This is a genomic window from Kribbella sp. VKM Ac-2571 (assembly GCF_004362255.1).
In the GTDB taxonomy this organism is placed as follows: domain Bacteria; phylum Actinomycetota; class Actinomycetes; order Propionibacteriales; family Kribbellaceae; genus Kribbella; species Kribbella pratensis.
In genome coordinates, this window is record NZ_SNWS01000011.1 from 110,185 (window position 1) to 137,100 (window position 26,916).

General features: G+C 68.4%; 29 protein-coding genes, 1 tRNA gene and 1 riboswitch. Of the genes, 13 read left to right on the plus strand and 17 right to left on the minus strand.

The genetic code is table 11. From position 1 onward, the window contains the following. Positions 1-42 precede the first annotated feature (42 nt). The 4 genes from EV651_RS24045 to EV651_RS24055 form a co-directional block, all read right to left on the minus strand. A complete protein-coding gene (locus EV651_RS24045; protein WP_166658744.1) occupies positions 43-645 on the minus strand; it encodes an AAA family ATPase in 603 nt (200 codons plus the stop codon). Next, entirely contained in the window at positions 642-1,505 is an 864-nt protein-coding gene (locus EV651_RS24050) for a hypothetical protein (protein WP_133787504.1), read from the minus strand. Before EV651_RS24050 ends, EV651_RS24045 begins: the two co-directional genes overlap by 4 nt. A gap of 238 nt (positions 1,506-1,743) precedes the next feature. Then, on the minus strand, positions 1,744-1,902 hold the full coding sequence (locus tag EV651_RS41505) for a hypothetical protein (RefSeq protein ID WP_166658745.1): 159 nt from the start codon (positions 1,900-1,902) through the stop codon (positions 1,744-1,746). A 467-nt stretch (positions 1,903-2,369) separates the two neighbouring features. After that, entirely contained in the window at positions 2,370-3,149 is a 780-nt protein-coding gene (locus EV651_RS24055; protein ID WP_133787505.1) for a hypothetical protein, read from the minus strand. Positions 3,150-3,307: 158 nt separating this feature from the next. Between EV651_RS24055 and EV651_RS24060 the strand changes: the two genes are divergently transcribed. Beyond that, a complete protein-coding gene (locus EV651_RS24060; protein ID WP_133787506.1) occupies positions 3,308-4,237 on the plus strand; it encodes a hypothetical protein in 930 nt (309 codons plus the stop codon). A 91-nt stretch (positions 4,238-4,328) separates the two neighbouring features. Here the strand turns inward: EV651_RS24060 and EV651_RS24065 are convergent, their stop codons facing one another. Together EV651_RS24065 and EV651_RS24070 are read right to left on the minus strand one after the other, a co-directional pair. Next, positions 4,329-5,759, minus strand: coding sequence for a tyrosine-type recombinase/integrase (locus tag EV651_RS24065; protein ID WP_133787507.1), 1,431 nt, complete (start codon positions 5,757-5,759; stop codon positions 4,329-4,331). Between the two features lie 245 nt (positions 5,760-6,004). Then, a tRNA-Lys gene (locus EV651_RS24070) sits at positions 6,005-6,077 on the minus strand. A 261-nt stretch (positions 6,078-6,338) separates the two neighbouring features. On the opposite strand from EV651_RS24070, the gene EV651_RS24075 reads away from it, so the two are divergent. Further along, positions 6,339-6,869 carry a G5 domain-containing protein gene (locus EV651_RS24075; RefSeq protein WP_133787508.1) on the plus strand — a complete coding sequence of 177 codons (531 nt, stop codon included), beginning with the start codon at positions 6,339-6,341 and terminating at the stop codon, positions 6,867-6,869. Here EV651_RS24075 and EV651_RS24080 read toward each other — a convergent pair. Next, a complete protein-coding gene (locus EV651_RS24080; RefSeq protein ID WP_133787509.1) occupies positions 6,827-7,363 on the minus strand; it encodes a YceI family protein in 537 nt (178 codons plus the stop codon). The two genes, EV651_RS24075 and EV651_RS24080, sit on opposite strands and share 43 nt — an antisense overlap. 31 nt (positions 7,364-7,394) lie before the next feature. Next, entirely contained in the window at positions 7,395-7,814 is a 420-nt protein-coding gene (locus tag EV651_RS24085; RefSeq protein ID WP_166658746.1) for a pyridoxamine 5'-phosphate oxidase family protein, read from the minus strand. Positions 7,815-7,871: 57 nt separating this feature from the next. Here EV651_RS24085 and EV651_RS24090 point away from each other — a divergent pair, with 57 nt between their 5' ends. The 3 genes from EV651_RS24090 to EV651_RS24100 all read left to right on the plus strand — a co-directional run bounded on the left by EV651_RS24090 (position 7,872) and on the right by EV651_RS24100 (position 9,925). Then, complete coding sequence (locus tag EV651_RS24090) at positions 7,872-8,828, plus strand: DUF5937 family protein (protein ID WP_133787511.1); 957 nt, start codon at positions 7,872-7,874, stop codon at positions 8,826-8,828. 15 nt (positions 8,829-8,843) lie between these two features. Continuing rightward, positions 8,844-8,955: riboswitch (TPP riboswitch) on the plus strand. Beyond that, positions 8,946-9,149 (plus strand): sulfur carrier protein ThiS, encoded by a 204-nt coding sequence (gene thiS / locus EV651_RS24095; RefSeq protein ID WP_133787512.1) that lies wholly within the window; start codon positions 8,946-8,948, stop codon positions 9,147-9,149. Its footprint overlaps the riboswitch before it by 10 nt. Before the next feature lie 2 nt (positions 9,150-9,151). After that, a complete protein-coding gene (locus EV651_RS24100) occupies positions 9,152-9,925 on the plus strand; it encodes a thiazole synthase (RefSeq protein ID WP_166658747.1) in 774 nt (257 codons plus the stop codon). Here the strand turns inward: EV651_RS24100 and EV651_RS24105 are convergent. Further along, a complete protein-coding gene (locus EV651_RS24105; protein WP_133787514.1) occupies positions 9,900-11,756 on the minus strand; it encodes a DUF6807 family protein in 1,857 nt (618 codons plus the stop codon). The two genes, EV651_RS24100 and EV651_RS24105, sit on opposite strands and share 26 nt — an antisense overlap. 194 nt (positions 11,757-11,950) lie before the next feature. Between EV651_RS24105 and EV651_RS24110 the strand changes: the two genes are divergently transcribed. After that, on the plus strand, positions 11,951-12,829 hold the full coding sequence (locus EV651_RS24110) for an acetylesterase (protein ID WP_133787515.1): 879 nt from the start codon (positions 11,951-11,953) through the stop codon (positions 12,827-12,829). 49 nt (positions 12,830-12,878) lie between these two features. Then, positions 12,879-13,265, plus strand: coding sequence for a RidA family protein (locus tag EV651_RS24115; protein WP_133787516.1), 387 nt, complete (start codon positions 12,879-12,881; stop codon positions 13,263-13,265). On the opposite strand, the gene EV651_RS24120 is transcribed toward EV651_RS24115, so the two are convergent. Further along, positions 13,262-14,134 carry a serine hydrolase gene (locus EV651_RS24120; protein ID WP_133787517.1) on the minus strand — a complete coding sequence of 291 codons (873 nt, stop codon included), beginning with the start codon at positions 14,132-14,134 and terminating at the stop codon, positions 13,262-13,264. The two genes, EV651_RS24115 and EV651_RS24120, sit on opposite strands and share 4 nt — an antisense overlap. Continuing rightward, on the minus strand, positions 14,131-15,003 hold the full coding sequence (locus tag EV651_RS24125; RefSeq protein ID WP_133787518.1) for a LysR family transcriptional regulator: 873 nt from the start codon (positions 15,001-15,003) through the stop codon (positions 14,131-14,133). The genes EV651_RS24120 and EV651_RS24125 overlap by 4 nt, the downstream gene beginning before the upstream one ends. A 115-nt stretch (positions 15,004-15,118) precedes the next feature. On the opposite strand from EV651_RS24125, the gene EV651_RS24130 reads away from it, so the two are divergent. After that, positions 15,119-16,051 (plus strand): MBL fold metallo-hydrolase, encoded by a 933-nt coding sequence (locus tag EV651_RS24130; RefSeq protein ID WP_238157152.1) that lies wholly within the window; start codon positions 15,119-15,121, stop codon positions 16,049-16,051. On the opposite strand, the gene EV651_RS24135 is transcribed toward EV651_RS24130, so the two are convergent. From EV651_RS24135 to EV651_RS24145, 3 genes are read right to left on the minus strand one after another with little or no spacing between them, the layout of a single operon-like run. Beyond that, entirely contained in the window at positions 16,041-16,814 is a 774-nt protein-coding gene (locus tag EV651_RS24135; RefSeq protein ID WP_133787519.1) for an alpha/beta fold hydrolase, read from the minus strand. The genes EV651_RS24130 and EV651_RS24135 overlap by 11 nt on opposite strands. 44 nt (positions 16,815-16,858) lie before the next feature. Then, positions 16,859-17,608 carry an N-acetyltransferase gene (locus tag EV651_RS24140; protein WP_133787520.1) on the minus strand — a complete coding sequence of 250 codons (750 nt, stop codon included), beginning with the start codon at positions 17,606-17,608 and terminating at the stop codon, positions 16,859-16,861. A 52-nt stretch (positions 17,609-17,660) separates the two neighbouring features. Next, positions 17,661-19,049 (minus strand): PLP-dependent aminotransferase family protein, encoded by a 1,389-nt coding sequence (locus EV651_RS24145; protein ID WP_238157153.1) that lies wholly within the window; start codon positions 19,047-19,049, stop codon positions 17,661-17,663. A gap of 85 nt (positions 19,050-19,134) precedes the next feature. Between EV651_RS24145 and EV651_RS24150 the strand changes: the two genes are divergently transcribed. Genes EV651_RS24150 through EV651_RS24160 form a run of 3 tightly spaced genes read left to right on the plus strand, consistent with a single transcriptional unit; the run spans position 19,135 to position 21,312 of the window. Next, positions 19,135-20,421, plus strand: a complete 1,287-nt coding sequence (locus EV651_RS24150; protein WP_133787522.1) for an FAD-binding oxidoreductase — start codon at positions 19,135-19,137, stop codon at positions 20,419-20,421. Positions 20,422-20,437: 16 nt separating this feature from the next. After that, positions 20,438-20,788, plus strand: a complete 351-nt coding sequence (locus EV651_RS24155; RefSeq protein ID WP_133787523.1) for a DUF1622 domain-containing protein — start codon at positions 20,438-20,440, stop codon at positions 20,786-20,788. Positions 20,789-20,808: 20 nt separating this feature from the next. After that, complete coding sequence (locus tag EV651_RS24160) at positions 20,809-21,312, plus strand: tetratricopeptide repeat protein (RefSeq protein WP_238157154.1); 504 nt, start codon at positions 20,809-20,811, stop codon at positions 21,310-21,312. 3 nt (positions 21,313-21,315) lie between these two features. On the opposite strand, the gene EV651_RS24165 is transcribed toward EV651_RS24160, so the two are convergent. The 3 genes from EV651_RS24165 to nhaA form a co-directional block, all read right to left on the minus strand. Then, the gene (locus EV651_RS24165) at positions 21,316-22,158 is read right to left on the minus strand and encodes an SAM-dependent methyltransferase (RefSeq protein ID WP_166658748.1); all 843 of its coding nucleotides are present in this window, start codon (positions 22,156-22,158) and stop codon (positions 21,316-21,318) included. Between the two features lie 103 nt (positions 22,159-22,261). After that, positions 22,262-22,735 (minus strand): rhodanese-like domain-containing protein, encoded by a 474-nt coding sequence (locus tag EV651_RS24170; RefSeq protein ID WP_238157155.1) that lies wholly within the window; start codon positions 22,733-22,735, stop codon positions 22,262-22,264. A 79-nt stretch (positions 22,736-22,814) separates the two neighbouring features. After that, positions 22,815-24,701: a Na+/H+ antiporter NhaA gene (gene nhaA / locus EV651_RS24175; protein ID WP_133787526.1), complete on the minus strand. Its 1,887-nt coding sequence runs from the start codon at positions 24,699-24,701 to the stop codon at positions 22,815-22,817. Between the two features lie 173 nt (positions 24,702-24,874). Between nhaA and EV651_RS24180 the strand changes: the two genes are divergently transcribed. Both EV651_RS24180 and EV651_RS24185 read left to right on the plus strand, forming a co-directional pair. Beyond that, positions 24,875-25,573, plus strand: coding sequence for a GAF and ANTAR domain-containing protein (locus EV651_RS24180; protein ID WP_133787527.1), 699 nt, complete (start codon positions 24,875-24,877; stop codon positions 25,571-25,573). 165 nt (positions 25,574-25,738) lie between these two features. Continuing rightward, positions 25,739-26,884 carry an ROK family transcriptional regulator gene (locus tag EV651_RS24185; RefSeq protein WP_133787528.1) on the plus strand — a complete coding sequence of 382 codons (1,146 nt, stop codon included), beginning with the start codon at positions 25,739-25,741 and terminating at the stop codon, positions 26,882-26,884. Positions 26,885-26,916: the final 32 nt, after the last annotated feature.

A 26,916-nucleotide genomic window follows, 5' to 3' on the forward strand; every position in this document is an offset into this window, starting at 1 on the left:
AGGTGACGAGTGAGGCGAGGGCGTGGAGGGAGTGGCCATCGGTCAGGCTCCTCGGCTGGGGCGGGGCAAGCGGAGGTTGGAGCAGATGAAGTCGAGCCGCGCGATCGCAGAGTCCGCGGCTACGAACACCGGCTCGTAGCCCGCGTCGTAGTAGCCCTGGACAATCAGCTCGTGCACGCGGCGGATCTCGCGATCCTTGGCCCATACGACGTCGTCGGCGTCCTCGAACCGATCCAGGGGATCCAGGACGAACACGACGTCGTACCGGTAGGCCCGGGTTGCCTTCTCCAGCTCGTCGGTCGGGCGCAGCCCGAAGAACCCTTCCCAGCCATAGCCGTCCGGGATGCCGCGGTTGTAGAAGCGGATCCCGTGGGTGTGCGCCTGGTACTCGGCGATGAAGGCTTCGAGTACCTCCAGCGAGTAGTCCCGGCGGTCTTCCTTCTGCAGGTGCCGGCCGAGTCGTTCGCGGTGCTTTCGGTAGATCTCGCGTCCGGGCTCGGTGACCATGCAGGGGATGCCGGCGGCGTGGACCGCCTCGAGCAGGTCGTCCTTACCCGACGAGGGTCCGCCGGTGATGACGTAGCGGCGCGCCGGGCCGCTGTCCGCAGCTTCGAGTGCGTCCGCTAGGGCTGGGTTGGTGGTCACGCGATGAGTCCTTCCGCGTCGTTGGGTGCGGTGGGTGGTGACGTCTGGAATCCGGTGCTCCAGGCGGTGCTCAGTTCTGTCTCGGCGTGCAGGTCAGCAACGAACTGTTCGCGGGTCGCGCGGCCGCCCTGCGTCGCGGCGACGAGCCGGTCGACCTGGTCGACGGCCAAGGACGGCGCCCATCCGGCCAGGGCAACCAGGTCGTCGGGTGATTGATCGGTGGCGAAGCCGGACGTGTAGGTGAGTGCCTGAGCGCGGGCCGTTGCCCAGCGCCAGGCGGCGGTCACCGCGGCCCGGCCGGTCTCGCTGCTGTCAGCCTCCAAGCTGATCAGGCGTTCGACGGTCAGCAACGCCGCACGTGCCGCGTAGATCGCCGCCCACATTCGGGAGAGGTGCTCCTCGTGCTCGGCGACCTCCCACGCGAACGGGTCACGCACAATCACCTCGCGCTCGGCAGAAACAGCAAGCCGAGGAGCGACAAAGACCGGACGTGCGAACCGCTCGGCATCGGCGAGCAGCTCGTCAGCGACGATCTCGACCAGCCGGGGCTCGACCCGTTTCCGGAAGTGATGCACCTCGTGCCCGGCCAGCTCGGCGGCCAGCTGACGCCGAGAGGTCAGATTAACGCCCTGCGCTGCCGGCGGCAGGCCGAACAGAGCCCTCGCCGGGGAGGCATAACGAGCGTTCGGGAAGCGCGCGAGAAGCCCGCGCAGCACCCCGTTGAGCGCGGCCGTACGACTGACCTCATCACTGGGATCGATCGATCGGGCGACAACGCCACGCAGCTCCAGCAGCACCGCGACGGTGCCACCAGGAGCAACCGGGAGGCCCCTGCGCAGCAGGCCACGCACAGCCTCCACCACTTCGGATCGAACTGGGCTTTTACTGGGCATATCAGCAGTGAACCACGACGCCCAGAAAAAGCCCAGTCAAACACCAGGGGCGACCGCAGCTACCCCGCCGCCCTCACCCCTGCGCGCTCGTCTGCAGCTGGTGACACGTTCCTTACCCAAGGTCCCCGAGAACGGCGTACTCGCGTCGCTGCCCTAGGGCAAACCGCCTGCCGCCCGAACGGTACGGCCCTTTCAGCTACGGCGCCTAGTAGAGCCGGTACGGTGGCCCGCCCTTCGGCTCCCGCCTAGCCGCAACCGGAGCACGCCGTACCGCGGATGGCGGATCGACGTTGAGCTCGACACGGGCGGCGGCGCGCAGTTCGACCTTCGCTTCCTCGAGCTCATGCACGAACTCGTCGAACACACTGTCTGGCGTCGACCGGGCCAGGCCGACAACGACTCGCTCATACGTCCCAGGACGTCGAGGCTCTTCTCAGCGGCGTCCCGAACCGGTCGGCTGCCCGTAAGCCGGATCAGCTCCAGCTGATCCAACGCGAGGCGAAGCGCTGCCTGCGCCGAACCGATCTGCCGTCTGAGGCGGTACGGTCCCCACGGCGGCTGCAGTCGCGGCCGCGCAGCAGCGATCGCCGCCCGGGTCTCGACAACCAGAACCGTCAGCTGATTCAGCGTCGTGGTGTACGCCTGCAGCCGTGGCTCATGCCATCGCCGGTGATCCTCCCGCCGTTCTCGGCTCCGCTCGCTCAATTGCGTGCCAGCAAACGTCAACGCCGACCCCACGGCTACGCCAGCAACTCCCACCCATGCAGCATCCACGGCCCGAAGCCTAGGACCAGACCTCGGACATCCGGCGTCCGCCGCCGTGTGCGACGGTCACGGCAGATGCACTGCGCCGGTCTGGTCGACCCACCAGACCTCTATCTGCGCCGCGGCGAGCGATCCTGCCGTATCGGCGTACAGGTCGCGGTAGCGCGGGAAGTCCGGCAACGCGATGACGCTGCGCCACGTCGGCTCCTTGCCTCGCAGTCGCATCGCGGCGAGCACGGCCTGGGAGTACCAATGGCCTGCTTGGGTGCTTGGGCTGGTGCGCTTGACCTCTCCGGCCCGGGCCGGGTCGGCGTAGCCGCGGCTGGGGAATCCCTTGACCTCGACCCCGACGGTCTGACCGTCGCGAGCTGCGATCACGTCGATGCCCTGTTCCTTAGTGGCGGTGTTGGCCACCGACAGGATGCGCCACCCGTCGGTCGCGAGCGCCGTCACCAGGGATGCCTGGATGTTGGCCTCGGTGTGCCACTCCCCAGACGTTGCCTCAGGCTCTTTGGGGCTCCGCTGCCCACTCCGCGTGGCAGGCAGTGTGTACGCACTAGGGTCGATCGGCTGTGCCGTTCGTGGTTCAACGTCGCCGGCGACCTCGTAGCCGAGTGCGGCCAGGTGCCGGCGGGCGGTGTTGGACACGAATTCCGATCGCGGGATACCGGTGGCGGCCTCGAACGCCTGGATGACCGGGAACCATGCGCCGTTAACCCTGACGCCGTGCTTGCGGATCGCGTCAGGCATGATGCCGGCCAGCCGGTTCGCGACGTCCGCGCGGGACAGGTCGTAGCGGTGACCGTTCACGGTGAACCGGATCGAGGCGCGACCGTGAGTGTCCATGGGCACGAAACTACGGCAGCCGGTCGACAAAAGGGGAGTGGATGCGTAGTTCCAGGATCGACACAGCCTGTCGCAGCGCGACGTCCGCGTGTACGCACGCAGACCCGGTCTCACATCTTCTGCCTCGTTCACAGTCCTGATAGACCCATCTCATGGGCATGGCGAAGTTGACGTTCGGCCGGTTGACCGAAGCGTGGAAGGGCGAGGCTGCTGACTTCACGCCGCTGCTCGCCGCTCAGCTGGACTCACTCGGCAATGCGATCGGGGTCGACCTCACCGCACTGGGGGAGTCGGAAGTGGCCACCACTGGTGGCCGCCGCATCGACATCGTCGCGCAGGTCGAGGATGGGTCGGAGTTTGTGATCGAGAACCAATACGGCCGGGCCGACCATGATCATTTGACCCGCGGGCTGGCCTACGCGGTGGCGCGCCGGGCCCGTGGGCTGGTCGTGGTGGCGGAGGAGCACCGCGATGAGTTCCGCGCGGTCGCTCAGTACCTGAACGAGCTCGCCGAGCTCGACAGCGAACGGGGTATCGCGGTGTGGCTGGTGGAGGCCAAGGCAGTACGCATCGAGAACAGCGCCTGGGCACCGCTCTTCACCGCGGTCGTCGAGCCGAACCAGTTCACGGCGACAGTCGAGAAGGCCAAGCAGTCGGAGACCGTCACGCTAGAGGAGTTCTTCGACCAGTTCGATGTCGCGGACCTGCGACAGGCAGCGGAGGCCTTGGTCGGCAAGTGGCAGGCTGCGGGATATCGGCGAAGGCTAGGTCCGAAGCATGTAGTCCTCGAGGCGAGCGGTCCTTCCGCTGGAGGTATTCGGACCGTCGTCGCAGTCTTCAACGACGGCCATGTCCTCGTCCCTTTCAGCGCCTACGCCGGCCTCAACAGCGGAATCCCCATCGAGTCGCTCACCACGCCGGAGTTCCGGGACGCGGCCGACCAACTCTTCGGGTTCAACGGAACCGAGAAGCAGGCCCGCACCGTTCCAGGCTGGCTGACGCCCGAACGCGTGAACCCGCTCCTGACCTTCTGCAGCCAGGTCGCAGACGCCTACAAGGCCGCCCTAGCCCAAGGCCCTTCCACATGACCGCCTCCGCTTCAGACGGGGCACATCACGCGCGCGGTAGACAGCCGCCGGAGCTCCATCCGCCCTCGAGCAGGCAGGCACGCGGCGGTGCTCACCATAGGTCGAGATCCGCGAACTCCTGGTCCAGGGCGGTTGCTGCGGAGGGGTTGTGGATTCGGCGGCCCATGTAGACGTCTTGGGTTATGGAGACTTGGGCTTGGCCTAGGTGGTCGGCTATTTGGCGGGCGGATTGACCTCGGCGGTCTAGGGCGGTGGCGGTGGTTTTGCGGAAGGTGTGGGAGCGGATCCAGGTGAGGGCGTCTGAGGGTGAGGGCTGGGCTGCTTGGTCGACTTGGGCGCTGAGGGTGGGGGATGCGTCGAGGTTTATGCGGTAGGTCTTGACGAGGATGGCTACGAGTTCGCGGTCGAGCTTGATGCGGCCGTTCTCGATTAGCTCGAGTCTGGTCTTTGGCCAGCCGAGTTTCGTGACGACCTGTTTGCGGGTGAGGCCGGTCTGGAGGCGGGCGGATCGGAGGGTCTTGCCCAGGTCGCGGCGGGCGGTGCTGGCTACGGGGGACAAAGCGCGGCGGAGGGCTCGGCGGACGTTGGACGGGTCTCGGAAGCCTCCGAGGGAGTCGGCGAAGATGGGTTCGTCAGGGAGGACGCCGGCTGCGTGGCGTCGACGGAGCATGGTGACGGCCCAGTCTGGGAGGGGTAGGGCGCGTACGCCGGCCTTGGACTTCGGGGCCTTGCGGATCAAGCCTTGGCCTGGGACGCGAACCATGGTGTGAGTGATCTCGATTGCGCCGGACTCGAGGTTGACCTGTGACCAGAGGACGGCGAGCGACTCGCCGATTCGGACGCCTGTGCCGAGCATGAAGAGGACCAGGTCCGGCAGGTCGGCTCGTACCGCGGCTTCGTCTGTGGTCAGGAGTTGCCGTAGGCCGGCGATCTCTTCGTTGGTGAGTGCTCGGGGCGGGTCCTTCGGCCGGGCCTCGATCGCTTCGACCTCGCGGACCGGGTTGACGGTCAGGGCGCCGTACCGGACGGCGAGTTGCATCATGCCCGACACGACCGCGCGGCAGGTCTTCGCTGTGGATCGGCCGGCGTTGCGCTTGATGGTTCCGATCACTCTGTCGATGCGTGGTGTGGTTGCCTCACCGATCAGGAGTTCGCCGAGGGCGGGCCGTACGTGGTTCTTGATGGCTGTGCGGTACGTCGTCAGCGTCGTCGGTGATCGACGGCCGTCTTCGATGCGTTCCTCGAGCTTCTCGATCCACAGGTCGATGAGGTCGTTGATCTTGTCCGTCGGGCTCAGCTCGCCGTACTGCGTGATCTTTGCCCGGTCTCGCAGCTTCGTGAGTAGGCGGTGCTCGGCTGCGCCCTTGGTCTTGGCGGACGCGGTGACCTCACGGGTATGTCCGTCGTGGTCACGGAAGTACGCGGACGCGCGCCAGGAGACCACCTTGCCCTCGGCGTCCTTCCTCTCAGCACGGGATCGGACGTTGCCCCACGTTCCGATCGGAAGGTGCGGTCTGCTCATCTCAGCCCTCCACAGTCCAGCTGCACGTGGCAGCTCAACGTCTGGGCGAGCCGGAGATCGGACGAAACGAGACCAGTGCGACAGGATGCGATACGTCGCTCAGCAACGCGCCGCCAGCTGGCTGCGCGGAGCCGCCGATCCCCCTCAGATGGGCATGCATCGGCCACTCTGAGTATTGGCAGAGTTTGCGCAGACCCAACTTTCCAGACCGAGGCGCCAATGTGCGCCTGACCTGCGGAAAGAGGTAGGCCCCGTGGGACTCGAACCCACAACCCGCGGATTAAAAGTCCGCTGCTCTGCCAATTGAGCTAGAGGCCCTCATCTGGTGAGGGGAACAGTGTGTCAGGTTTGGTGGGGGTTTGCTTGGTGGGGGGTTGGGGTGAGGGGTTGCGTGGCTACCCGGTGTGGTGGTACAGATCGGAATTCGCTCGGGTTGTCCGGGTGCTGACAAGTCCTGCCGCGGGGGGAACCGACGGCGGGTTTGGGGGATGGATCGTGTTGTTGGTTCGTGCTGCGTTGGGGTCGGTTGCGGTGGTGGCGCTCGTGGGGGCGTGTGGGGCGAATGGGGGTACGTCGGGGATGGGTGAGCCGGCTGCGGTCGCGAGTGTGCAGGTCAGCGTGACGCCCACGCCGGTCAGGACATCCGCTCCGGTTGTGACGCCGACGAGGTCCCGTTCGCCCAAGGCGAGTGTCACCACGGCGAAGGAGGTCGTGGAGGTTCGGGTGATTCCGTTCAAGAAGAAGACGGTGACGGATGACTCGTTGGCGAAGGGTGAGCGGACGATCCGTACGGCGGGGGTCGACGGGACGCGGCGGCTCGTGTATCGGGTGACCTACGTGAACGGCGTACAGACGGCGAAGCGGCTGCTTCGGCAGGAGGTTGCGAAGGAGCCGCGTTCGCAGGTGACCGCGGTGGGTACGAAGGTCGAGGCGCCGGAGCAGTCTGGTGGGTGCGACCCGAACTACTCCGGTTGCGTTCCGATCGCCAGTGACGTTGATTGCTCGGGCGGGAGTGGGAACGGGCCTGAGTACGTCGACGGACCGATCGACGTCATCGGCTCCGACATCTACCGCCTCGACGCCGACCACGACGGGATCGCCTGCGAGTAGGTCCGGGTGGCGGTGAGGGACAGGGCCAGGGCTACGTCGGGCTGGATCAGGGCTGTCGTCAGACGGTTCGCGTTGGCGTTCCAGGTGTGGCGGTTGATGGGGTGGGACGCCTTCAAAACCAGTTGGTTGGGGCTTTCGGTGAGGGCGAAGGGGATGGTGACGGGGTGGGTGGTGCCCCGGATCGTCAGGTCGCCGGTGACGTCGACGCGTTGGGGTCCGGTCGGTACGACGGCGGTCGCGACGAAGGTCATCGCCGGGTAGGTCGGCGTACCGAAGAAGTCGCGGCGCAGGTGGGCGTCGCGGCGGTCGTTGCCGGTGTCGACGCTGTCCATCTGGACGCTCAGCCAGCCGGTTGAGGCCGCCGGGTTGGCGCTGTCCACTCGGAACGCGCCCTCGAAGGCCGTGAATCGGCCGTGGACCTTGCCGCCCACGCGGTGTGCGGCCACAAACCCGATCTGGGTCCGCTCCCCGTCGAGTACGTAATAGTCGCTCATACGGGGTACGACGAGGCAGCGCGGTGGACTGTCAGTCGATGATGGCTGAGGTGATGCGGCGGGGGGTGATGTCGAACATCGAGTCCTCGGGTGGGTTGGCCAGGTACGCCGCGCGGTTCTCCTCCGGCAGGTACTTCTCCACCATCGCGTTCAGCAGGTCGGGGTCGAGGGGAAGGAATCGCGCCACCCCCTGCATGTTGACGTACTTCGCCGTCGCCCCGTCGACCGTCTGGATCGAGAGTGACAGCTCGCCTGTGCCGGTCCGGTGCAGTCTGGTCTTCTTCGACTTGGCCGGCGTCATCACCTGGAATCTGTTGTCGTCGGGCAGGTGGCGGAACCACACCGGCGTCACATGCGGCGACCAGCCCGGTTCGTCGACCGCCAGCACGGCCACCAGCGGCTGCGCCAGGAACTCTGCAATTTCGTCGTCGTCCATCGCTCGAAATCCCATGGAAACCACGCTCCCACCAGCCACCGACAATTCCGCCATACTTCGTGTCGTGACTGAATGCGAGGCGCCGTGCTCACCTACGTCCTGAACTCGCAGGATCTGGCCGACGTGCGGTTCGCGGTGTCGCCGGTGGCCGAGATGGTGCTGTCGTTGCGGGCGCTCCGGGATCCCGGCCGCTTCCCGCTGCAGCTCGGCTGGGTTCGCACCGTACAGCCGCAGGTCGCTGCCCTGGATTGGTCCGTACTGCGCTGGCTCGTCAACGACACCATGGGCAGTCCGGACTTCCTGACGCCACGACCGACCTCGCCGCTCACCCAGCTCTCCGACGAGCTCAACCTGATCGCGACCGTCAACCCCGAAACCTTCGAGCGCCAGCTGGTAGCGGTCAACGGCGAGCTGCCAGGAGAGCTGACCGTGGACAAGGTGGTCGAGGCACTCAGCGAGTACTGGGACGCTGTAATGGCGCCGTACTGGAGCCGCATGCGCACCCTCCTCTCCGCCGACATCAGCTACCGCGGCCACGTCGTCACCCAGCAAGGGACGGGCGCGATGCTCAACGGACTGGGCCCGGCAATCACGTACGCCGATGGCCTGCTCAAGGTCGACCGCGTAGCCGAGCAGAGCCGCACCGAACACGTCGATGGTCGCGGGCTCGTACTGCAGCCGACCCTGTTCGGACCGCACGCCGTCATCCCGTTCGACCCCGGCGCCGAACCGCTGCTCGGCTACCCGCCACGCAGTCAGGCCAACCTGTGGTCCGTCGTCGAGCCACCGTCGCGCCACGACCTCGCGCAATTGATCGGTACGCCGAGAGCGCACATCCTCGCGCTCCTCACCTATCCCCGTACGACGACCGACCTGGCCGGCGAACTGAAGGTGACGCCGTCCGCGGTGAGCCAGCACCTGCAACTACTGCGCCGTACCGGCCTCGTCGAACCGCAACGCACCGGCAAACAGGTCCTCTACCGCCCGACGGAGCTCGCGGCCCTCTTGACCGGGACAGCCGTCGATTGAGCTGTCAGCTATAGTCGAAGCGTCCGCGGGAGCTCGCAGGAAGTGGGCTGAGAGGGTGACCGGACCGTCACCGACCGCTGAACCTGAATCGGGTAATTCCGGCGTAGGGAGGAAGCGATGGAATCCGTCTGGGTGAACGGTACGGCGGTCGACGTACCGCCGGGCAAGTCGGTGGCTGAGTTGATCGCGGAGTACTCCGATCGCTCCACCGGGATCGCGGTCGCGGTGAATCAGAACGTGCTGACCAAGGCCGAATGGGCGCAGACCACCCTGCGACCGGGCGACCGGGTCGAGATCGTCAGCGCGACGCAGGGAGGCTGACCATGGATGATCCACTGGAGCTGGGCGGGCGCACGTACACGTCGCGCCTCATCATGGGGACCGGCGGTTCGGCCAACCTGGAAGTGATGGAGGAGGCATTGATTGCCTCCGGCACCCAACTGACCACGGTCGCGATGCGCCGGCTCGGCACCGGTCACGAAGGCTCGGTGCTCGACGTCCTGAAGAAGCACGGCATCGACGTACTGCCGAACACGGCCGGCTGCCACACCGCGGCCGAGGCCGTGCTGACCGCCAAGCTGGCCCGCGAGGCGCTCGGGACCGACCTGATCAAGGTCGAGGTCGTTGCCGACGACCACCTGCTGCTGCCGGACCCGTTCGAGCTGCTCGATGCCGTGGAGGCGTTGGTGGCCGACGGTTTCACGGTGCTGCCGTACACGAACGACGACCCGATCCTCGCCCGCCGCCTCGAGCAGGCCGGTTGCGCGGCCGTGATGCCGTTGGCCGCACCCATCGGTTCGGCGCTCGGGATCCGCAACCCGCACAACATCGCGCTGATCGCCGAGGCGGCGAACGTTCCGGTGATCGTGGATGCGGGCATCGGTACGGCGAGTGACGCCGCGCTGGCGATGGAACTCGGATGCGACGCGGTCATGCTCGCGACCCCGGTGACCCGTGCGGAGAAGCCCGCTCTGATGGCCGCCGCGATGCGCGACGCCGTCTCGGCCGGCCGGAACGCACGTCTCGCCGGCCGGGTGCCGAAGAGATGGCAGTCGGCGCTGGCGTCGTCGCCTACAACCGGCCTGCCAACGTTCTAGCCTCGGCCGCGTCGACCGCCCGGTCCAGCAGGAGCGCGGTGAGCGACAACGTCAGGTCCTGGTTGGGTTGCAGCACCAACGGCTGCTCCCACGCGAGCGCCGGGCACGCGCCGACGTACTCCTCGGATCGCAAGAACCACGGCCAGACCTCGTCCGGCTGCAGCAACAGCAGGCTGACATCGCCTTGGACGAACGCGAGCCACGGGCTACAAGACCCGAAGGCGGCATTCAGCCCTTCGCCGTCGGCGCTGAGCACCGTCGTCTCCGCGGCAGGCAGTCGCCAGAAGAGACCGCCGTACGCCGCTCCCTCGCGACCGTTGGTGGCCGGGCTCTCGATCCGGATCGAGCCGTAGCGGGCGGTGAGGACGCTGCGCCAGTCGAGCCGCCAGCCACCGAACGCGAGATCCCCGAACAGGCGCCGGCGTTCGACGAGTTGCGGCCGCCCTTGCTCGTCGTACCAGGTGATGTCGTCGACCAGCTCGCGGTCGTTGACGGTTACGCCGCGGCTGCGTTGCTGACCGTGGTTCGTGAGGAGGGTCGGGCCCTGACCGCGGACGTACGTCCGGCCGCCCCAGTGCGAGGTGCCGTTGACCTGCGCGACGGCGAGCGAGACGCCGTAGTGATGCCGATGGTCGACCGGGGTGACCTCGGTCAGCGGGTGGCCGCCGAGCGTCCGGACCGGGTGCAGATAAGGACGTGGCGCGTGGACCTGGGGCATGCGCCGTCCGAACTCGTACCGCGCGAGCAACCCCGCCGAGCTCCCGAGCGCGAAGATGTCCCCCTGCTGCTGCCACCCGACCTGATCAGCTGACGCGTCGGAGCGCGGCTCCTGCGGCACCGGCCCCGTACTCGCCCGCACCGCCAACCGCAGCTCGGGTACGCCGCCCACCTCGTCCGGAAGCCCCGTGACCGACGCGTGCAACCGCTGCCACGCCAGTTCGCCGAGGTCCTTCTGCGGCACCCGCACAGTCGTCAGCGACGGTACGGCGAAGCGCGCGAGCCCGATGTCGTCCATCCCGGCCACCGACAGATCGGCCGGTACGGCGACCCCGACCTCGTTGAGCCGCGCGAGCAGCCCGAACGCCACCAGATCGTTGAACGCGACGACCGCGGTGACCTGCGATTCGAGCACCCGCTCCACCGCGGCGTACCCGTCCTCGATCGACCGGCCGCACTCGAGCCGGACGAGCTCCAGCCCCGGGATCTCCCGCTCGGCGACCGCGAGCGCCTGCAGCCGCAGCACGTTGGACGTGCTCGCCGCCGGACCGGACAGGAACGCGAGCCGCCTGTGGCCGAGACCGACCAGGTGATCGACGACGATCCGTACGGCGCGACCGTAGTCGACCACCACCGACGTCACCTCCGCCGGCCCTTGGCGGTTGACCAGGATCACCGGCTGCACCTGGGGCAGGAGTTCGAGCAGCCCCTCCTCGTCGATCCGCGGCGAGACCATGATCAGCGCGTCGCAGCGCCGCCGGGCCTCGATCGCGATCGCCGCCTCGGCCTTCGGGTCCTCGTCGGTCTCGGCGACCAGCACCTTGTACCCGGCCGCCGCGGACGCGTTCGTGATGCCGCGCAGGATCTGCTGGAACAGCGGGTTGCCGAGATCCGGGACGACCAGCGCGACCATGTTCGTCCGGCCCAGCGACAGGCTGCGGGCCAGGTCGCTCGGCCGGTAGTTGAGGCGCTCCGCCGCGGCGCGCACCCGGGCGACGATCTCGGGTGCGACACCGAGGCGCCCGTTCATCACCCGGGACACGGTCGCGCGCGACACCTCCGCCGCCCGCGCGACGTCGGCAATCGTGATCGAGTCCTTCGGTGTCCTGCCCATCAAGCCGTCTTTCTCGCACCCGGGCGGGTCCGAACAAACCCCGCCATCGTCCATGGTCGCCTGTCGCGTTGGGAAACCGCATTCCGAACTCTAGGCGAACTCGGTGCGTCGCGGCGCCGGCGGCGGGTGGAGACGGCGTCCACGGGAGTGAGCTCGAGTGGTCGACCGGCTTCGGTCCGCCGACGCGCGCCTGGTTGCTGCGTCCCGCGGACGGCCCGCTCGGACCCGGTCTGCTGGGGCTGCACTGCCACGCCGGCGTGAAGTCGATCGGCGCGGAGCGGATGGTCGACACGCCTCGGCCGAGCACGAAGGCCCTCCGGGTGCGTGCGGACCTGTACGAGGACCGAGCCGTCGCGAACGAACTCGCCCGCGCCGGTTTCGTGGTGCTGTGCCACGACACCTTCGCGTGGGGCTCCCGGCGATTCGGCCTGGATCCACTGCCGCGGGGCTTGCGCGACCTGATGGCGGCGTACGAGGCCGCCTGGCTCACCGCGGGCCACTCCCCCGATGACGACGAGCGGTACGACGTCGCTGCCGTGCACCACGAGCACACGATCGCGAAGGCGGCCGGAATCCTCGGTACGTCGTTCGCCGGGATGGTCGCGTACGACGACCTGGTCGCACTCGAAGTCCTGCGTGGAATCGACGAGGTGGCTGACGTCGGCGTCTTCGGATTCTCCGGGGGTGGTGCGAGGGCGGCCGCACTGACCGCACTCGATCCGGGCATCCGGGCCTCGGCGGTGGTGTGCATGATGACCACCTTCGAAGCGCTCGTCCCGGCGTACGTCGACGCCCACTCCTGGTTGTTCACGACACCCGGCCTGGCTCGGGATCTCGACCACCCCACGCTGACCGCGGGCCGGGGCCGCCACCATCAGCTCGTCGTCTATGCCGAGGAGGACGAGCTCTTCCCGCCGCGAGGCATGGTCGCCGCCGACCGCGAGCTCACCGAGCACTTCCTCGACCGTCCCGGCACCTACACGGGCACCTTCCTCCCCGGCCCGCACCGCTTCGACCGCGAGATGCAGGATCTCGTGAAGAACTTCTTCGCGGATCGGCTGCTCCCGGCGTAGTTCACCCGCTCATGTGGTCGGATGGGACGGACATCGGTTGGAGGAACATGTGAGCGAGCTGGAGTATCCGCAGGTCGAGGGCGTTGCGCAGGGCAACGGGTACAGCCACGTCGTCACCGGCCGGGGGCAGTGGGTGGCGATCTCCGGGCAGGTGGCGCTGGATCCGGACGGGCAGTTCGTCGGAATCGGGGATCCCGAGGCGCAGGCACGTCAGGTCTTCGAGAACCTGCGACGTTGCCTGTCGGCGGTCGGCGCGACGTTCGAGGACGTCGTGAAGCTGACGTACTTCGTCACTGACATCGGGTTCCTGCCGGCCATCCGTACGGTCCGCGACGAGTACATTCCGGGCACCAAGCCCGCGAGTACTGCGGTCCAGGTGGCCGCGCTGTTCAGCCCGGATGCCCTGCTCGAGATCGAGGCGTACGCGATCGTCTAACGCAGCAGGTCGACGGCTACCCGGGCGGCCTCGCCGATGGCGGCGTCGACGCGGGGCTGGCGGAAGTCGCCGCGGGCGGCGAGTGTGAGGACCGCGATCGCGAACGCCGCTCCGCCGGGCAGGGTGACCACGCCGGCCTCGTGCCGCAACGCGCCGAACGTTCCGGTCTTCCCCGCGACACGTACGCCGTCGTGCGGGAAACCGGACGCCAACCGGTGCAGGAAGACCTGCCGATGCATCGTCGTCTTCACGAACTCGGTCTGCGACGCCGACAGCAACTCCCCCGCCCACAACCGCCGTAGCAACAGGGTCAGGTCGCGCGCACTGGCCGCTGACCCGTTCGCGGCCTCGTACACGCCGGCCGGATCGGTCCTGTCGTTGTCCGCGAGTACGGCGAGGGCCGCATCCGCATCGTTGGCACCCGTACGGCGCTGCAGGTCACGCAGGTTGCCCGCCGTACCGCGGCGGACCCAGGTGCGGCGGAGGCCGAACGACTCCAGGATTTCCGCGAGCCGGCGCAGCCCGACGATGTCCAGCAACGCATCGGCCGACGCGTTGTCCGACACCGTCGCCATCGACAGGGCCAGATCGCGCAGCGACACCGTCACCGGATCCGCGAACGCGGACAGCCCGGTCGGTCCGGCGGTTCGCGCCGAGGGCTCGAGCGTCACCCGCTCGCGCGGATCGAGTTCGCCCAGGTCCACAAGCCGGCAGAATCCGGCGAGCAACGGCAACTTGTAGACCGACGCCAGCGGTACGACGACGTCCGCATCCAGCTCGACGCTCGCCTGCGGATCGTCGAGCGAGATCGCGTGCATCCAGCCGCGGACACCGGCGTCCTCGAAGATCCCACGGATCCGGGCGTTCACGACGCCAGCGCTTCCGTGAGCTGAGCCATCACGTCGTTCGGGCGGAGGAACGGCGTACGCGTCCTCGACCAGACGAGCCGGAGACGCAGCGGCAGCGGATCGTCGGCCAGTCGATGCCGCCCGACGCCCGGTGCGATCAGTGCCGGATCGGCGGTCACCACGATCGCCTGGCCGGCGGCCGCCATCGCGAGTCCGGCGCGCTCGTCCGTCACCACGACCGTCCCACCGTCAGGCCGGTGCAACGCCAACGTGTCCAGGAACAGGTCCCGCGCCGCCGGCGCCTCGGCCCGCGGCCGTACCGCGATCGGCAGCCCTTTCAGCTGCCGCAACGCCACTACCTCGGTGTCGACGGTCGCGGCCGGCACGAGAGCCCAGGTCGGCAGGAGAGATACAGGTCCGGCCTCCAGACCATCCAGAACAGCCGGATGCAGTACGGCGGCCAACGTCAACCGGCCCGTGCCGACCTGGTTGACCAGCGAACTCGTCGGCGCGGTCACCACCGTCACCCGACTGCCCGGAATCACCGAGCCGCAGGCCGCGGCCACCGCCGCACCCGCCGACGGCGGAACCTCGGGCGCCAGACCGAGCCGGATCTCGGGTCCCTCCGGATCACGTGCGATCGCCGCCTGGTGCAGCTCCTCGATCGAGGTCAATGCGCGCCGCGCGTACGGCAGCAGCGCGACGCCCGCGGGCGTGAGTTCGACGCGACCGGCGCCGCGTTCGAAGAGCTTCGAGCCGACCAGCGCCTCCAGGCGGCGCAGGCCCTGGGACAACGGCGGCTGAGTGATGCCGACGGCCCGCGCCGCGTCACCGAAGTGCTGCTCCTCGGCCAGCGCGATGAAGATCTGCAAGTGCCTTTCAGTGATCATGACGTGAATGACCTGCGGTGATATCTCCAGCCAATCGACTCATGCGCAAGAGCATATTCGACATGCCTGCTCGGGCTCGCCTTGACTGAGGTTTCAGACGACGAGAGGAAACAGCGTGAAGGTGAGTCGGAGAGGGATGTTGGCGGGCGCGGCGGCGGCCGGTGCTGCGGGCGTGGTCGGGGCGATCGGGCTCGAGAACCAGAGCGAGGCGGCAACCACGTCCGCGAGACGGTCGACGCGCGAGCAGGTGGAGCTGACCTGGTTCGGGACGCACGCGTGGCAGATCCGATGCGGCAAGAGCGTCGTACTGACCGATCCGTGGCTGACCCGGTTCCACACCGGGACGTTCACGCCGGAGGGCGCCGACCCGAAGACGAAGCTGGTGATCAAGCCCGACGTGATCGACCGGCACCTGAGCGCCGCCGACGCGATCCTGGTCCACCACGGCCACTACGACCACATGGCCGACGTCCCGTACGTCGCACAGAAGACGCAGGCCACCGTGCTCTGCACCGAGACGCACGCGAACATGCTGCGCGCGATGAAGACGCCGAACGACCTGCTGTCACCGGTCCGCGGCGGCGAGTACCTCCCGTTCGAGGGCTTCACGATCGAGGTGTTCCCGTCGCTGCACTCCTGCGGCGGCAAGCGGCACACGTACGCGTACCCGGGCTACCGGTACGAGGTCCCGCCGCGCCCGCGCGTGATCGAGGACCTGGTCGAGGGCGGCACACTCGCGTTCGTCATCACGATCGGCGGCCTGCGCATCCTCAGCCTCAGTACGGCGAACTTCGACCCGAACGCACTGCGCGGACTCCAGGTCGACGTCGTACTGGCTGCTCCGGGCGGCGAGCCCGGCATCACCGACCGCCTGCTGCAGACGATCAAGCCGGTCCGGAAGGTGATCGCCACCCACTGGGACGACTTCGACAAGCCCCTCGACGACCCGGGCATCCCGTGGACCGACCTGACCCCGCTCCGCACGTCGGTCGAGAAGACGGGTGCCGAGTTCGTCGTACTCGATCACCTGCAGCAACTCAACCTTTAGGCAGGAAGTCGTCCAGAACGCCCGCGATCAGATCGGCACGCTCCAGCGTCTGCATATGCGGTACGCCGGGGAGCTCGCGGAACGCCGCGCCGGGAATGCCGTCGGCGACCTGGCGCAGGACGGCAGTCGGCCCGGACACGTCCGCACCGCCGGCGACCACCAGCGCCGGCGCGGCGAAGTGGCCGAGCTTGCCCTGGGCATCGAGTTCCTTCATCGAACGCCACGCCGCCGCCCAGTCCTCGGACCTCATCGCCTGCAGACAACCCCGCGCGTAGCGCACGCCAGCAGTCTCGGCGGCGAGGGCTTCCGGAGTGAACCACCGGGACAGCGTCTCGTCGACCTGGGCCGCCATCCCGTCCACCTCGGCGCCGGCCGCGCGCCGCTCGAAGACCTCCGGGAACGCGCGGTCGGTCGTCGCCAGCAGTGACAGGGAGGCGAACCGATCGGGTGACTCGATCGCCGCGGTCTGGGCGATCGCTCCGCCGTACGACAGCCCGATGACATGTGCGGTCTCCAGTCCGAGCTCGTCGAGGACAACGATCAGGTCCGCGGCCGTGTCGCTCAACGTGAACGGGCGGGGCGGTCCGGCTGCCTCGCCGTGACCTCGCAGGTCGTACGCGAACACCCGGCGCCCGACCGCGAGTTGATCGATGATCGGCTCCCACATGTGCTTGTCGAGCCCGAGCGAGTGCAGGAGCACCACCGGCGGCCCGCTCGTACCGCGTTGCAACAGGCCGGTCCGGTGATCCGCGAGAGTCAGCACGCCGACATCCTCTCCGATCGCGGGGCTACGCCGAAGGCTTCTGCTCAGGGCAGAGGGCGGACGCGGTAGTGGTAGCGCGAGACGGTCTGGAAACCGAGGCTGTCGTACAGGGCGCGGGCCGGTGCGTTGGCCTCGACCACCTGGAGCCAGACGTGGTCGACGCCGACGGTCGTTGCCTTCTGCAACAAGCCGTGGATGGTTGCCTGGGCGAGGCCCTGGCGGCGGTAGGCCGGATCGACAGCGAGGCAGTAGATGCCGGCCCAGTCGTCGACCAGAGCGAGGCGGCCGACGGCCTGGGCCTGCCGGCCGGACGAGACCGTGGCGTACAGCGCGCGGCCGCGGTTGAGGATCTGCCGGGCGGTGGGCTGCGCGGCAGATCCTCCGTGCCCGTCGACCGCCCACCAAAGGTCCATCCAGTCGTCATCTGGTGCCGAGGAAATATTCACTGCAGCTGTCGGCTCGGGCAGCTTCGCGAGCACGTCCGCGACCTCGGCGCACATCACCAGCGTCGGAGTGCGAAGCTCGTAGCCGCGCGCCGCCAGGTAGTCGTCGAGGTCACCGGGCTGCGCGGCCGGACCCACCTGGAAGGACGGTGCGATCTGGTGCGCGGCGTACAGATTTTCCACGTAATCCAAGGCCCTGCCGAGGTCGAACGGCGCACTCGCGGGCAGGACGGAGTTGGCGCGCATGGTGACGCCTGCACTGCGGCGGACCAGCCAGCCGTCCAGCTCGGTGCTGTCCGCGGCGGGCCAGCCCTGGTTCATGAGGGCGTCGATGCTAGCTGTGGCGATCACCTCGCCAAGACTAGAACCGTCCGGATCGAATTGCAACGAAGTGGATAATTATTCATCGGCGGCGGATCGTCGCGACCACGTCCGCGAGCAACTCGATGCCCTCGACAACTTCCTTCTGGGAGAGCGACCCGTACCCGAACACCAGCCCGGCGGGCCCGTCTCCCGACACCCAGTACGGCGCCAGCCCGTACACGCCGAGCCCGCGCTGCAGGGCCGCGTCGCGCAACGCGTCCTCGCCGAGGTCGGGCGGCAGCCACGTCATCACGTGCAGTCCGGCCGAGACGCCGACCGGCTCGAGCTCCGGCAGCCGCGCCGCCAGCTGCTCGACCAGCGTGTCCCGCAGCGTCCGGTACCGCGGCCGCATTCGCCGTAGATGCCGGTCGAACTCGCCCCGCGCCACGAAGTCGGCGAACGCCAGTTGGTCGAGCACCGGCGACCCGCGATCGTCCATCAGCTTCGCCTGCGTCATCGGCTCGACCAGCCACGACGGCAGGATCAGCCACCCCAGCCGCAACCCGGGTGCCAGCGTCTTGCTCGCGGTCCCGGCGTACGCGACGCGGTCGGGCGCAAGCCCCTGCATCGCGCCGATCGGCTCCCGGTCGTAGCGGTACTCCGCGTCGTAGTCGTCCTCGATCACCAGCCCGCCCCACGCGAGCAGCGCGGCCCGCGTTTCCGCCGACGCCACCGCTCCGGTGGGGAACTGATGCGCAGCCGTCACGAGTACGACGTCCGCACCCGACCGCTCCAACGCGTTGACGTCGATGCCCGTCTCCAGCATCGGTACGCCGACCACCTCGAGCCCGGCCGCCTGGGCGACCTCCCGCAAATCGTTGTCGGACGGGTCCTCGACCGCGAGTCGCCGGCGTCCGTGGGCGGCCAGCACCTGCAGGAGCAACCGTGAGCCCTGCGCGAACCCGTTGCAGATCAGCATGTTCTCCGGGCGCGCCGCCGTACCGCGGACCCGGTTGAGATAGTCGGACAGCGCCGTGCGGAGTTCGATCGTTCCGCGTCCGTCGATGTAGGCCAGGCTGCGGTACGGCGTCTCGTTGAGCACTCGCCGTACCGATCGGAGCCACGCGGCGCGCGGGAACTGGGAGACGTCCGGGCGGCTGTAACGGAAGTCGATCCGCGGCGGACCTGCGCCGGGCTTCAGAGCGGTCGCCGCCTCGGTCACGGCGATGTCGGCGACCTGCGTGTATCCGCCGGCGCGGCTGATCAGGTACCCCTCGGCGACGAGCTGCTGGTACGCCTCGACGACCACCCCGCGGGACAGGCCGAGGTCGTGCGCGAGGGCGCGCGTCGACGGCATCACGGTCTCGGCGCGCAGGAGGCCGGCCCGGATCCTGGTCCGGATCCCGCTCTCGAGCTGCTGGTGCAGTGGGACGCCGCTGTCGCGCTGCAGCTCGACTAGGAGCTCGCCGGCCCCGGAACTGGTCCTCATTCGGCTCACAGAACTGGACCTTATCGGCGGACCGCTCCGCTGTCAGGGTTGTGGACAGACCAACTCATCCAGGGAGCTGAGACCGATGACCGTAATGCTGCGCACCGGAGACGCCGGGTACGACGAGGCCCGCACCGTCTGGAACGCGATGATCGACCGCCGCCCCGCCGTGATCGCGCGCTGCGCTTCGACCGCGGACGTCGCCGAGGCGGTTCGGTTCGGGCGCGCGGCCGGTCTGGAGATCGCGGTCCGCTGCGGCGGGCACAACATCGCCGGTCTCGCCGTCCCGGACGGCGGGCTGATGATCGACCTCACGCCGATGAACACGGTCCGCGTGGATCCTGCCGCCAAGCGGGCCTGGGTCCAGGGCGGCGCGCTGCTGGGCGAGCTGGACAACGCGGCGCAGCAGTACGGGCTGGCGACGACGGCCGGGAACGTGTCGCACACCGGGGTCGGCGGGCTGACACTCGGCGGCGGGATGGGTTGGCTGGCGCGGCGGTTCGGACTGGCCTGCGACAACGTCAGCTCGTACGAGGTCGTGACGGCAGACGGTGACGTCGTACGGGCGAGTGCGGACGAGAACCCCGAGCTGTTCTGGGGGCTGCGTGGCGGCGGCGGCAACTTCGGGATCGTGACGTCGTTCGAGTTCCAGCTGCACCAGGTCGGGACGCGGGCGCTGATCGTCGAGTTCAGCTACCCGGTGTCGGCGGGATTCGACGTACTGCGCGGGTGGCGGGAGTTGAACGCCGAAGCGCCGCGAGAGGCGACGTTCACCGCCAACATCACGGCCGAGTCGGTGACGGTCGGGTACGTGTGGGTCGGCGAGGGTGGGCACGAACTGCTGCCGGCGTTCCGCGCGCTCGGGCCGGTGAGCGACGAGCTGGTCGAGGAGACGACGTACCTGAAGCTGCAGACGCGCGACGACAACGTCCAAGGACACCGTTTTCGGCGGTACTGGAAGGGTCACTACTTCAAGTCGCTGCCGGACGCGGCGATCCGCGCGTTGCTGGACAACCCGGGGGTCTCGGCGAGCCTGCAGGCGTACGGCGGCGCGATTGCCGACGTCCCCACGGAAAACGCTGCATTCAGTCACCGGGACACGTTGTTCGAGTTCGTCACCGCGACACGCTGGGAGAACCCGGTCGAGGACGAGGAGCGGATCGGCCGGCTGCGCGGGTACGCTGCGGCGCTGGCGCCGTACGCGAGCGGGGCCTACGTGAACACGCTGAACGACGACCCGATCCACCGGGCGTTCCCGCCCGCGACACTGGACCGCCTGGTCGCGCTGAAGACGGCGTACGACCCGGCCAACGTGTTCCATCTCAACCAGAACATCCGCCCCGGCGAGCCGACCAACGAGTCCGCTGCCTGACTGGTAACTGTGAGGGATGGACTTCGAGCGGGTCTTCGCCGGCGTCGCCCGGACGATCGAGGGCGCCGGCGTGGTCATCATGGCGATCGGACTCGCCGTCGTCCTGATGCGGTACTGCTACGACGTCGTCCGCAAGGGCACCGGGAGCTACCAGCAGCTGCGGGTGAATCTCGGGCGGGTGATCCTGCTCGGGCTGGAGATCCTGATCGTCGGGGACATCATCCGGACGATCATCGTCGAGACGTCGGTGCAGAGTGTGCTGGTGCTGGGCCTGATCGTGGTGATCCGGACCGTGCTCAGTTTCGCGCTCGAAGTGGAGATCTCCGGGTCGTGGCCGTGGCAGGCCCGCCGGACCGACGCTTCATGACGGCGCGGCATGATGGAACTGTGACGACTGAGCTGACGCCGGAACTGGCGGCGACGATCGACGAGGCGTTCGCGCGGCGCGACCGGGCGAACATGGGCCCGACGATCGCCTTCTTCGAGAAGCTGCTGACCGAGCATCCGGACAATCCGTACGTGCTGTACGAGGTCGGCGGGTCGTACGACACCGCCGGCGACGAGGAGACAGCCGTCAGGTACTACGAGCGCGCGCTGCCCGGACTGACCGGGGAGACCCGCCGCAAGTGCCTGCTGCAGTACGGCAGCACGCTGCGCAACCTCGAACGCTTCGACGAGTCGCTCGCGGTGTTCAAGGGCGCGTGCGCGGAGTTCCCCGAGTCGGACTCGCTGCGGGTCTTCAAGGCGCTGACCCTGCACGCCGCCGGGGCGAAGGACAAGGCGCTCGCGACGCTCCTGCTGGTGATCGCCGACAAGGTCGACTCCGCCGAGATCAAGCGTTACGAGGCCGCGATCCGCGGGAATGCCGACTACCTGGCGGGCCTGAGCTAGGACCTAAGGCTTGTGCGCGAGGCCGCCGTAGATGGCGTCGCGGATGTCGACCGGCGGGTCCTCCTCGACGCGGCCGCCCGGAACATGCCAATCGGCCAGCCGGACGACCCCCGGATCGAGGATCTCCAGCCCGTGGAACAGGGACGAGATCTGCTCGACCGAACGGAACGCCAAGGTCGGGAAGGCGTCCTTGACCTTCTCGAGGAGCTCGGTCACGAGTACGTCGACCGGACCGCCGTCGCCCGGGTTGCACGCGTGCGTGATCGCCAGATAGGAGCCCGGCGGCAGCGCGTCGACGTACCGGCCGGCGATCGCCAGCGTCTCGTCGTAGTCGGCGATGTGGTGCAGCATCAGCGCCATCACCAGCGCAACCGGCTGACCGTCGGCCAGCATCCCCGCGACCGCCGGGTCCGCCAGCACCTCGTCAGGCTTGGTGAGGTCCGCCGCGGTGAACTGTGTCCGGTCGTTGTCCAGCAGGAGCGCCCGTCCGTGGGCGACCACGGACGGGTCGTTGTCGATGTACAGCACCGACGCGTCCGGGCTCACCTTCTGGGCGATCTGGTGCGTGTTCTCGGCGGTCGGCAAGCCGGATCCGGCGTCGACGAACCGCCGTACGCCGCCCTCCTCGGCCAGCCAGGTGACCACCTGGTGGAGCCAGCGGCGGTTCGCCCGCGCCCACACAGGCGTCTCCGGCGCGATCTTCATGATCTGCCGGTACAGCTCGCGGTCGGACTCGTAGTTGTCCTTGCCGCCGAGGGCGTAGTCGTAGACGCGGGCGACGCTCGGGCGCGTGGTGTCGATCCCGTGCGCGATCAGCCCACCGTCGTACCTCGGCTGATCGCTCACATTGTCTCCTCGCATCGGCGCTGCAACGAGCGTAACGCACGGAGAGTCAGTGTTTCACCACAGCGAGTTCGATCTGTGTTAAACCTCAACACTCACAGGGATTTCAGCACGCGCACGCCACCCCGCGCGGCGCGGTCAGCGGGTCGGCGAGGCGCCGCTCGATGCCGTCGGCCGTCTCCACCGGCAGCCCTTCACGGACCCAGTACTCGAACCCGCCGATCATCTCTTTCACCGGGTACCCGAGCTTGGCGAACTCCAGAGCCGCCCGCGTCGCACCGTTGCACCCTGGCCCCCAGCAGTACGTCACGACCGCGACGTCGTCCGGTACGACGCTCCCCGCCCGCGCCGCGATCTCCCGCGTCGGCAGGTGCACGGCTCCCGGCACGTGCCCCTGGTCCCAACTCTCCTGACTACGGCTGTCGATCAGAACCCACCCGGTCACCCCGGCCCCGATGTCGGCGGCGACATCGGACACGTCCGTCTCGTACGCCAGCCGTCCGGCGAAGTGCGCGACGGCAGCCTGGTCGATCTGCCTGGTCGTGGGGTCGGTCATGGAGTTGGTCATGGAGTTCGTCATGCAGCCAAGCGTCGAGGATCCGGCAACCCGGCAACAGTGGCAGAAATGCCCTAGTACAACAAGATTCCGCCATCCGTCTTCAGCTATGCCGCGCGGTGATCTTCGCCCGCGCCCGTGCCACCTTGATCGCCTGCTTCAGCGTCTCCACGTCGTATGCCCCGTAATGCCGCTGCCCGTTCACGAAGAACGTCGGCGTACCCGACACCCCGCTCGTGTCCGCCGACTCCACGTCCTGCGCGACCCGCGCCGCCGCCACATGCCGCTTCACGTCGTCGTGCAGCCGATCGATGTCCAGACCGAGCTGTTCCGCGTACCCGATCAGGTCCTTCGGCTGGAGCTTGTCCTGGTTCGCGAGCAACAGGTCGTGCATCTCCCAGAACGCCCCCTGCGCGGCCGCCGCCTCCGCCACCTCGGCCGCGATCTGAGCGCGCGGGTGTACGTCGGACAACGGCAGGTGCCGCCACACGTACCGCAGATCGTCGTCCTGCAGCAGATCCCGTACGACGGGCTCGGCCCTCCCGCAGTACGGGCATTCGAAGTCGCCGTACTCCACCAGCGTCACCGACGCCGTTTCCGGGCCGCGGATGTGGTCCCGCTCCGGATCCACCGGATCGGTGAGGTCGACCAACTGCTCCGAGTTTCCTAGCAGTGCCAGCGCTTTCTTCGGAGGCGACAGCAGCTTCGCCGCGCGGAACACCGCCCAGGTCAGCGCCGACGCGACGATCACCGCGGAGAGCAGCCCGACCTTCGCCTCGGCCAGTTGCGGCCCGTCGAACGCGATCGTTGCGATCAGCAACGACACCGTGAACCCGATCCCGGCGATCGTCCCGCTGCCGACGACCGCGGCCCAGCCGACCCCCGGCCGGATCCGCCCGCCGCTCAAACGTTCGAGCAACCAGGACACCGTCGTCACCGCGAGCGGCTTGCCGACGACGTACCCGAGCAGGATGCCCAACGTGATCGGCGACCTGAACACCTGCCCGAGGAACGCCGCGTCGATCGTGACACCGGCGTTCGCGAGCCCGAACAGCGGGACGATCAGGTAACTGGTCCACGGATGGTACAGGTACTGCAGGCGCTCGTTCGGTGAGATCGTCGTGGTCAGACCGACGGTCGCGGACCGCGCCAGCTCCGGCGTCGGTTGCTCGCGGAACAGCCGGAACCGGCCGGTCGCCTCCTCGAGCTCCTCACGACCGGGCGAGTACGCCGGCGCTGTCAGCCCGATCGCGAGACCGGCGACCACCGGATCCACGCCGCTCTTCAGGAGGGCGGCCCACATGAGGACGCCGAGGATCGCGTACACCCAGGCCTTGCGGACATGGAACAGCGACAACACCAGCACGATCACGAACGCGACGAACGCCAGCACGAGCGGCATCACCCTGATGTCCTCGCTGTAGACGACCGCGATCACCACCAGCGCGAGCAGATCGTCGACCACGAACACCGTCAGCAAGAACACCCGCACGCGATCCGGCACACCGCGGCCGACCAACGCGAGCAGACCGAGCGCGAGCGCGGTGTCGGTCGACATCGCGACACCCCAACCGTGCGATCCCGGACCGCCGACGTTGAACGCCAGATAGATCAGCACCGGCGCGACCATCCCCGCGATGCCGGCCAGCATCGGCAGCACGAACCGGCTGCGATCCCGCAGATCCCCGAGATCGAACTCGCGACGCGCCTCGAGCCCGACGACCAGGAAGAACAGCGTCATCAGTCCGCTGTTGATCCACTCCTGCAGATCCAGACTCAGTACGTCGTGCCCGAGGCCGATCGACAGGTCCGTCCGCCACACCTCGTCGTACGTCCCCGGCGACACGTTCGCCCACACCAACGCCAGCACGATCGCGGCCGCGAGCACGCCCGAACTACCCGACTCTGTCCGCAAGAACGCCCGCATGGGCGCCGCAAACCCCCGTCGCCAGTCAGTCCGCCCACTGAGAAGACCGACCAACTCCGCCATGCCGCACACTGTAATCCGCACAGCACCACCTCGCGGCCAACTGCAGGGCCGTGAGACACGCTCGGGGTGGGATCGGAGCGCGTTGTGGTGGGTTTTGGTCACGGCTAACGCTGGGGGGCGGTTGGGCTGCATTATTACCTTGCCCTACTGCGTGACATGCCCTGGAGTTTCCAGTGACTGAGCCTGAGCTTGCCCGTTCGGCGGATACGTTTGCCCGGCTGGCGATCGAGTTGCACGATGCGCCTGGCGTGGAGGAGACGATCGATGCCGTGGTGCAGTTCGCCTTGCAGGCGGTGAACTGCACGTACGCCGGCGTGGCTCTCTACACGCGTGGTTCGCGGGCCGAGATCGCCGCGGTCACGGATCAGGTCGTCACGGACATCTCCGAACTGCAGATCGCTGCGGAGAGTGGCCCGTTGATCACGGCACTCCGCGAACGCACCACAGTCCTGATCCGCGACACGACCTCCGACGACCGCTGGCCCGAGTGGAGCACGAAGGTCGCGGCGCTCGGGATCCGCAGCGTTCTCGACGTACCGCTGGCGACCGGTGACGCGCCGCGACGTACGGTCGGCGTCCTCGGGCTGTACAGCTCGGAGCCGGAGGCGTTCAGCACCGACGACGAGGCGATCGCGCACATCCTCGCGCGGCACGCGTCCGTGGCGGTGGCCTCGGCGCGGCACGAGGAGACGATGGCCCAGGCGGTCGACGCGCGGAAGCTGGTCGGTCAGGCGATGGGAATCCTGATGGAACGCTTCGACGTGGACGGCGACCGGGCGTTCGCGATCCTCAAGCGGTACTCGCAGGACACCAACACCAAACTGCGCGACGTTGCTCAGCAGCTCATCGATACGCGCAAGCTTCCACACTGACCAGAATCTGACACCGTTGTCCCGGCGCTACCTGCCTCAAACGCCTGCATAATTCGAGATGAGCCTGACGCCGGGACTTGTGCGGCCAGTACCGCGGACCGGGTCACGTCCCGGCGTCTCCGAGGGTTCTCGGACACCCTCTCGAGCCCAGGCTAGTCTGACGCAATGGGTGCGTGGCGGCCGTTGGCGGGGCCCTCGCGGCAGGTGGCGTTGGAGATCCTGCTGGACGGGCCGCTGTCGCGCGCCGAATTGTCCCGCCGGGTCGGCCTGTCGCCCGGCAGCCTGACCCGGTTGACGAAACCGATGGTCGAGTCCGGGCTGCTGGTCGAGGTCGAGGGCGGCCCCACGGACGCCCGCGTCGGCCGGCCCTCGCAGCCGCTCGACCTGGACGCGAACGCCCACCACTTCGTCGGGATCAAGCTCACTGCCGACTCCGCGATCGGCGTACTCACGACGCTGCGCGCGGACGTCCTCGCGAGTGTCGAGCGCCCGATCACCGATCCCACGCCGTCCGCGGTTTCCGACCTCGTCGTCCAGCTCATCGACGAACTGACCGTCCAGGTTCCGGGAGGTACGGCGATCACCGGCGTCGGCGTCTCCCTCGGCGGTCGCGTCGCGGACCGTACCGAGGTCCGCTGGGCGCCGTACCTGAACTGGGTCGACGTACCGTTCGGACAGCTGCTCGCCGCGCACACGAGCGTGCCGATCGTGATCGCGAACGACCTGACCTCCCTGGTCGAGGCCACCCACTGGTTCGGCGCCGGGCGGAACGCGCACCGCTTCGTGCTGCTCACGATCGGCGCCGGTGTCGGGTACGGGCTGGTCGTCCACAACCGGGTGGTCGACAGTCCGGACGTCACGCTCGGACTGGTCGGCCATCACCCGTTGCTCCCCGACGGCCCGCGCTGCGACCGCGGCCACCGCGGCTGTGCGCTCAGCCTGCTGACCGTCAGGGCCGTCACGAGTCAGGTCGGCGCCGCGATCGGCCGGGAGGTCGGGTACGACGAAGCGCTCGATCTCGCGGCGAAAGGCGATCCCGCGGCGCGCGAGATCGTGGGCCGGGCCGGTCGCGCGCTGGGTCAGTTGATCGCGGCGTCCGCGAACTTCACCATGCCTGAGCTGGTCGTCCTCGGTGGCGAAGGCGTCCGGCTGGCGGAGGTCGCGCACGACGAACTGCTGGCCGGTCTGCACGCCGACCGGCACCCGTCGGCCGCCGAAGTGCCGATGGTCCTGCAGCCGGCCGACTTCAGCGAGTGGGCCCGCGGCGCCGCCGTGGTCGCGATCCAAACCTTCGTCCTCGGAACCGAGTAACTGGCTATTTATTAATAGACAGTTACACTAGC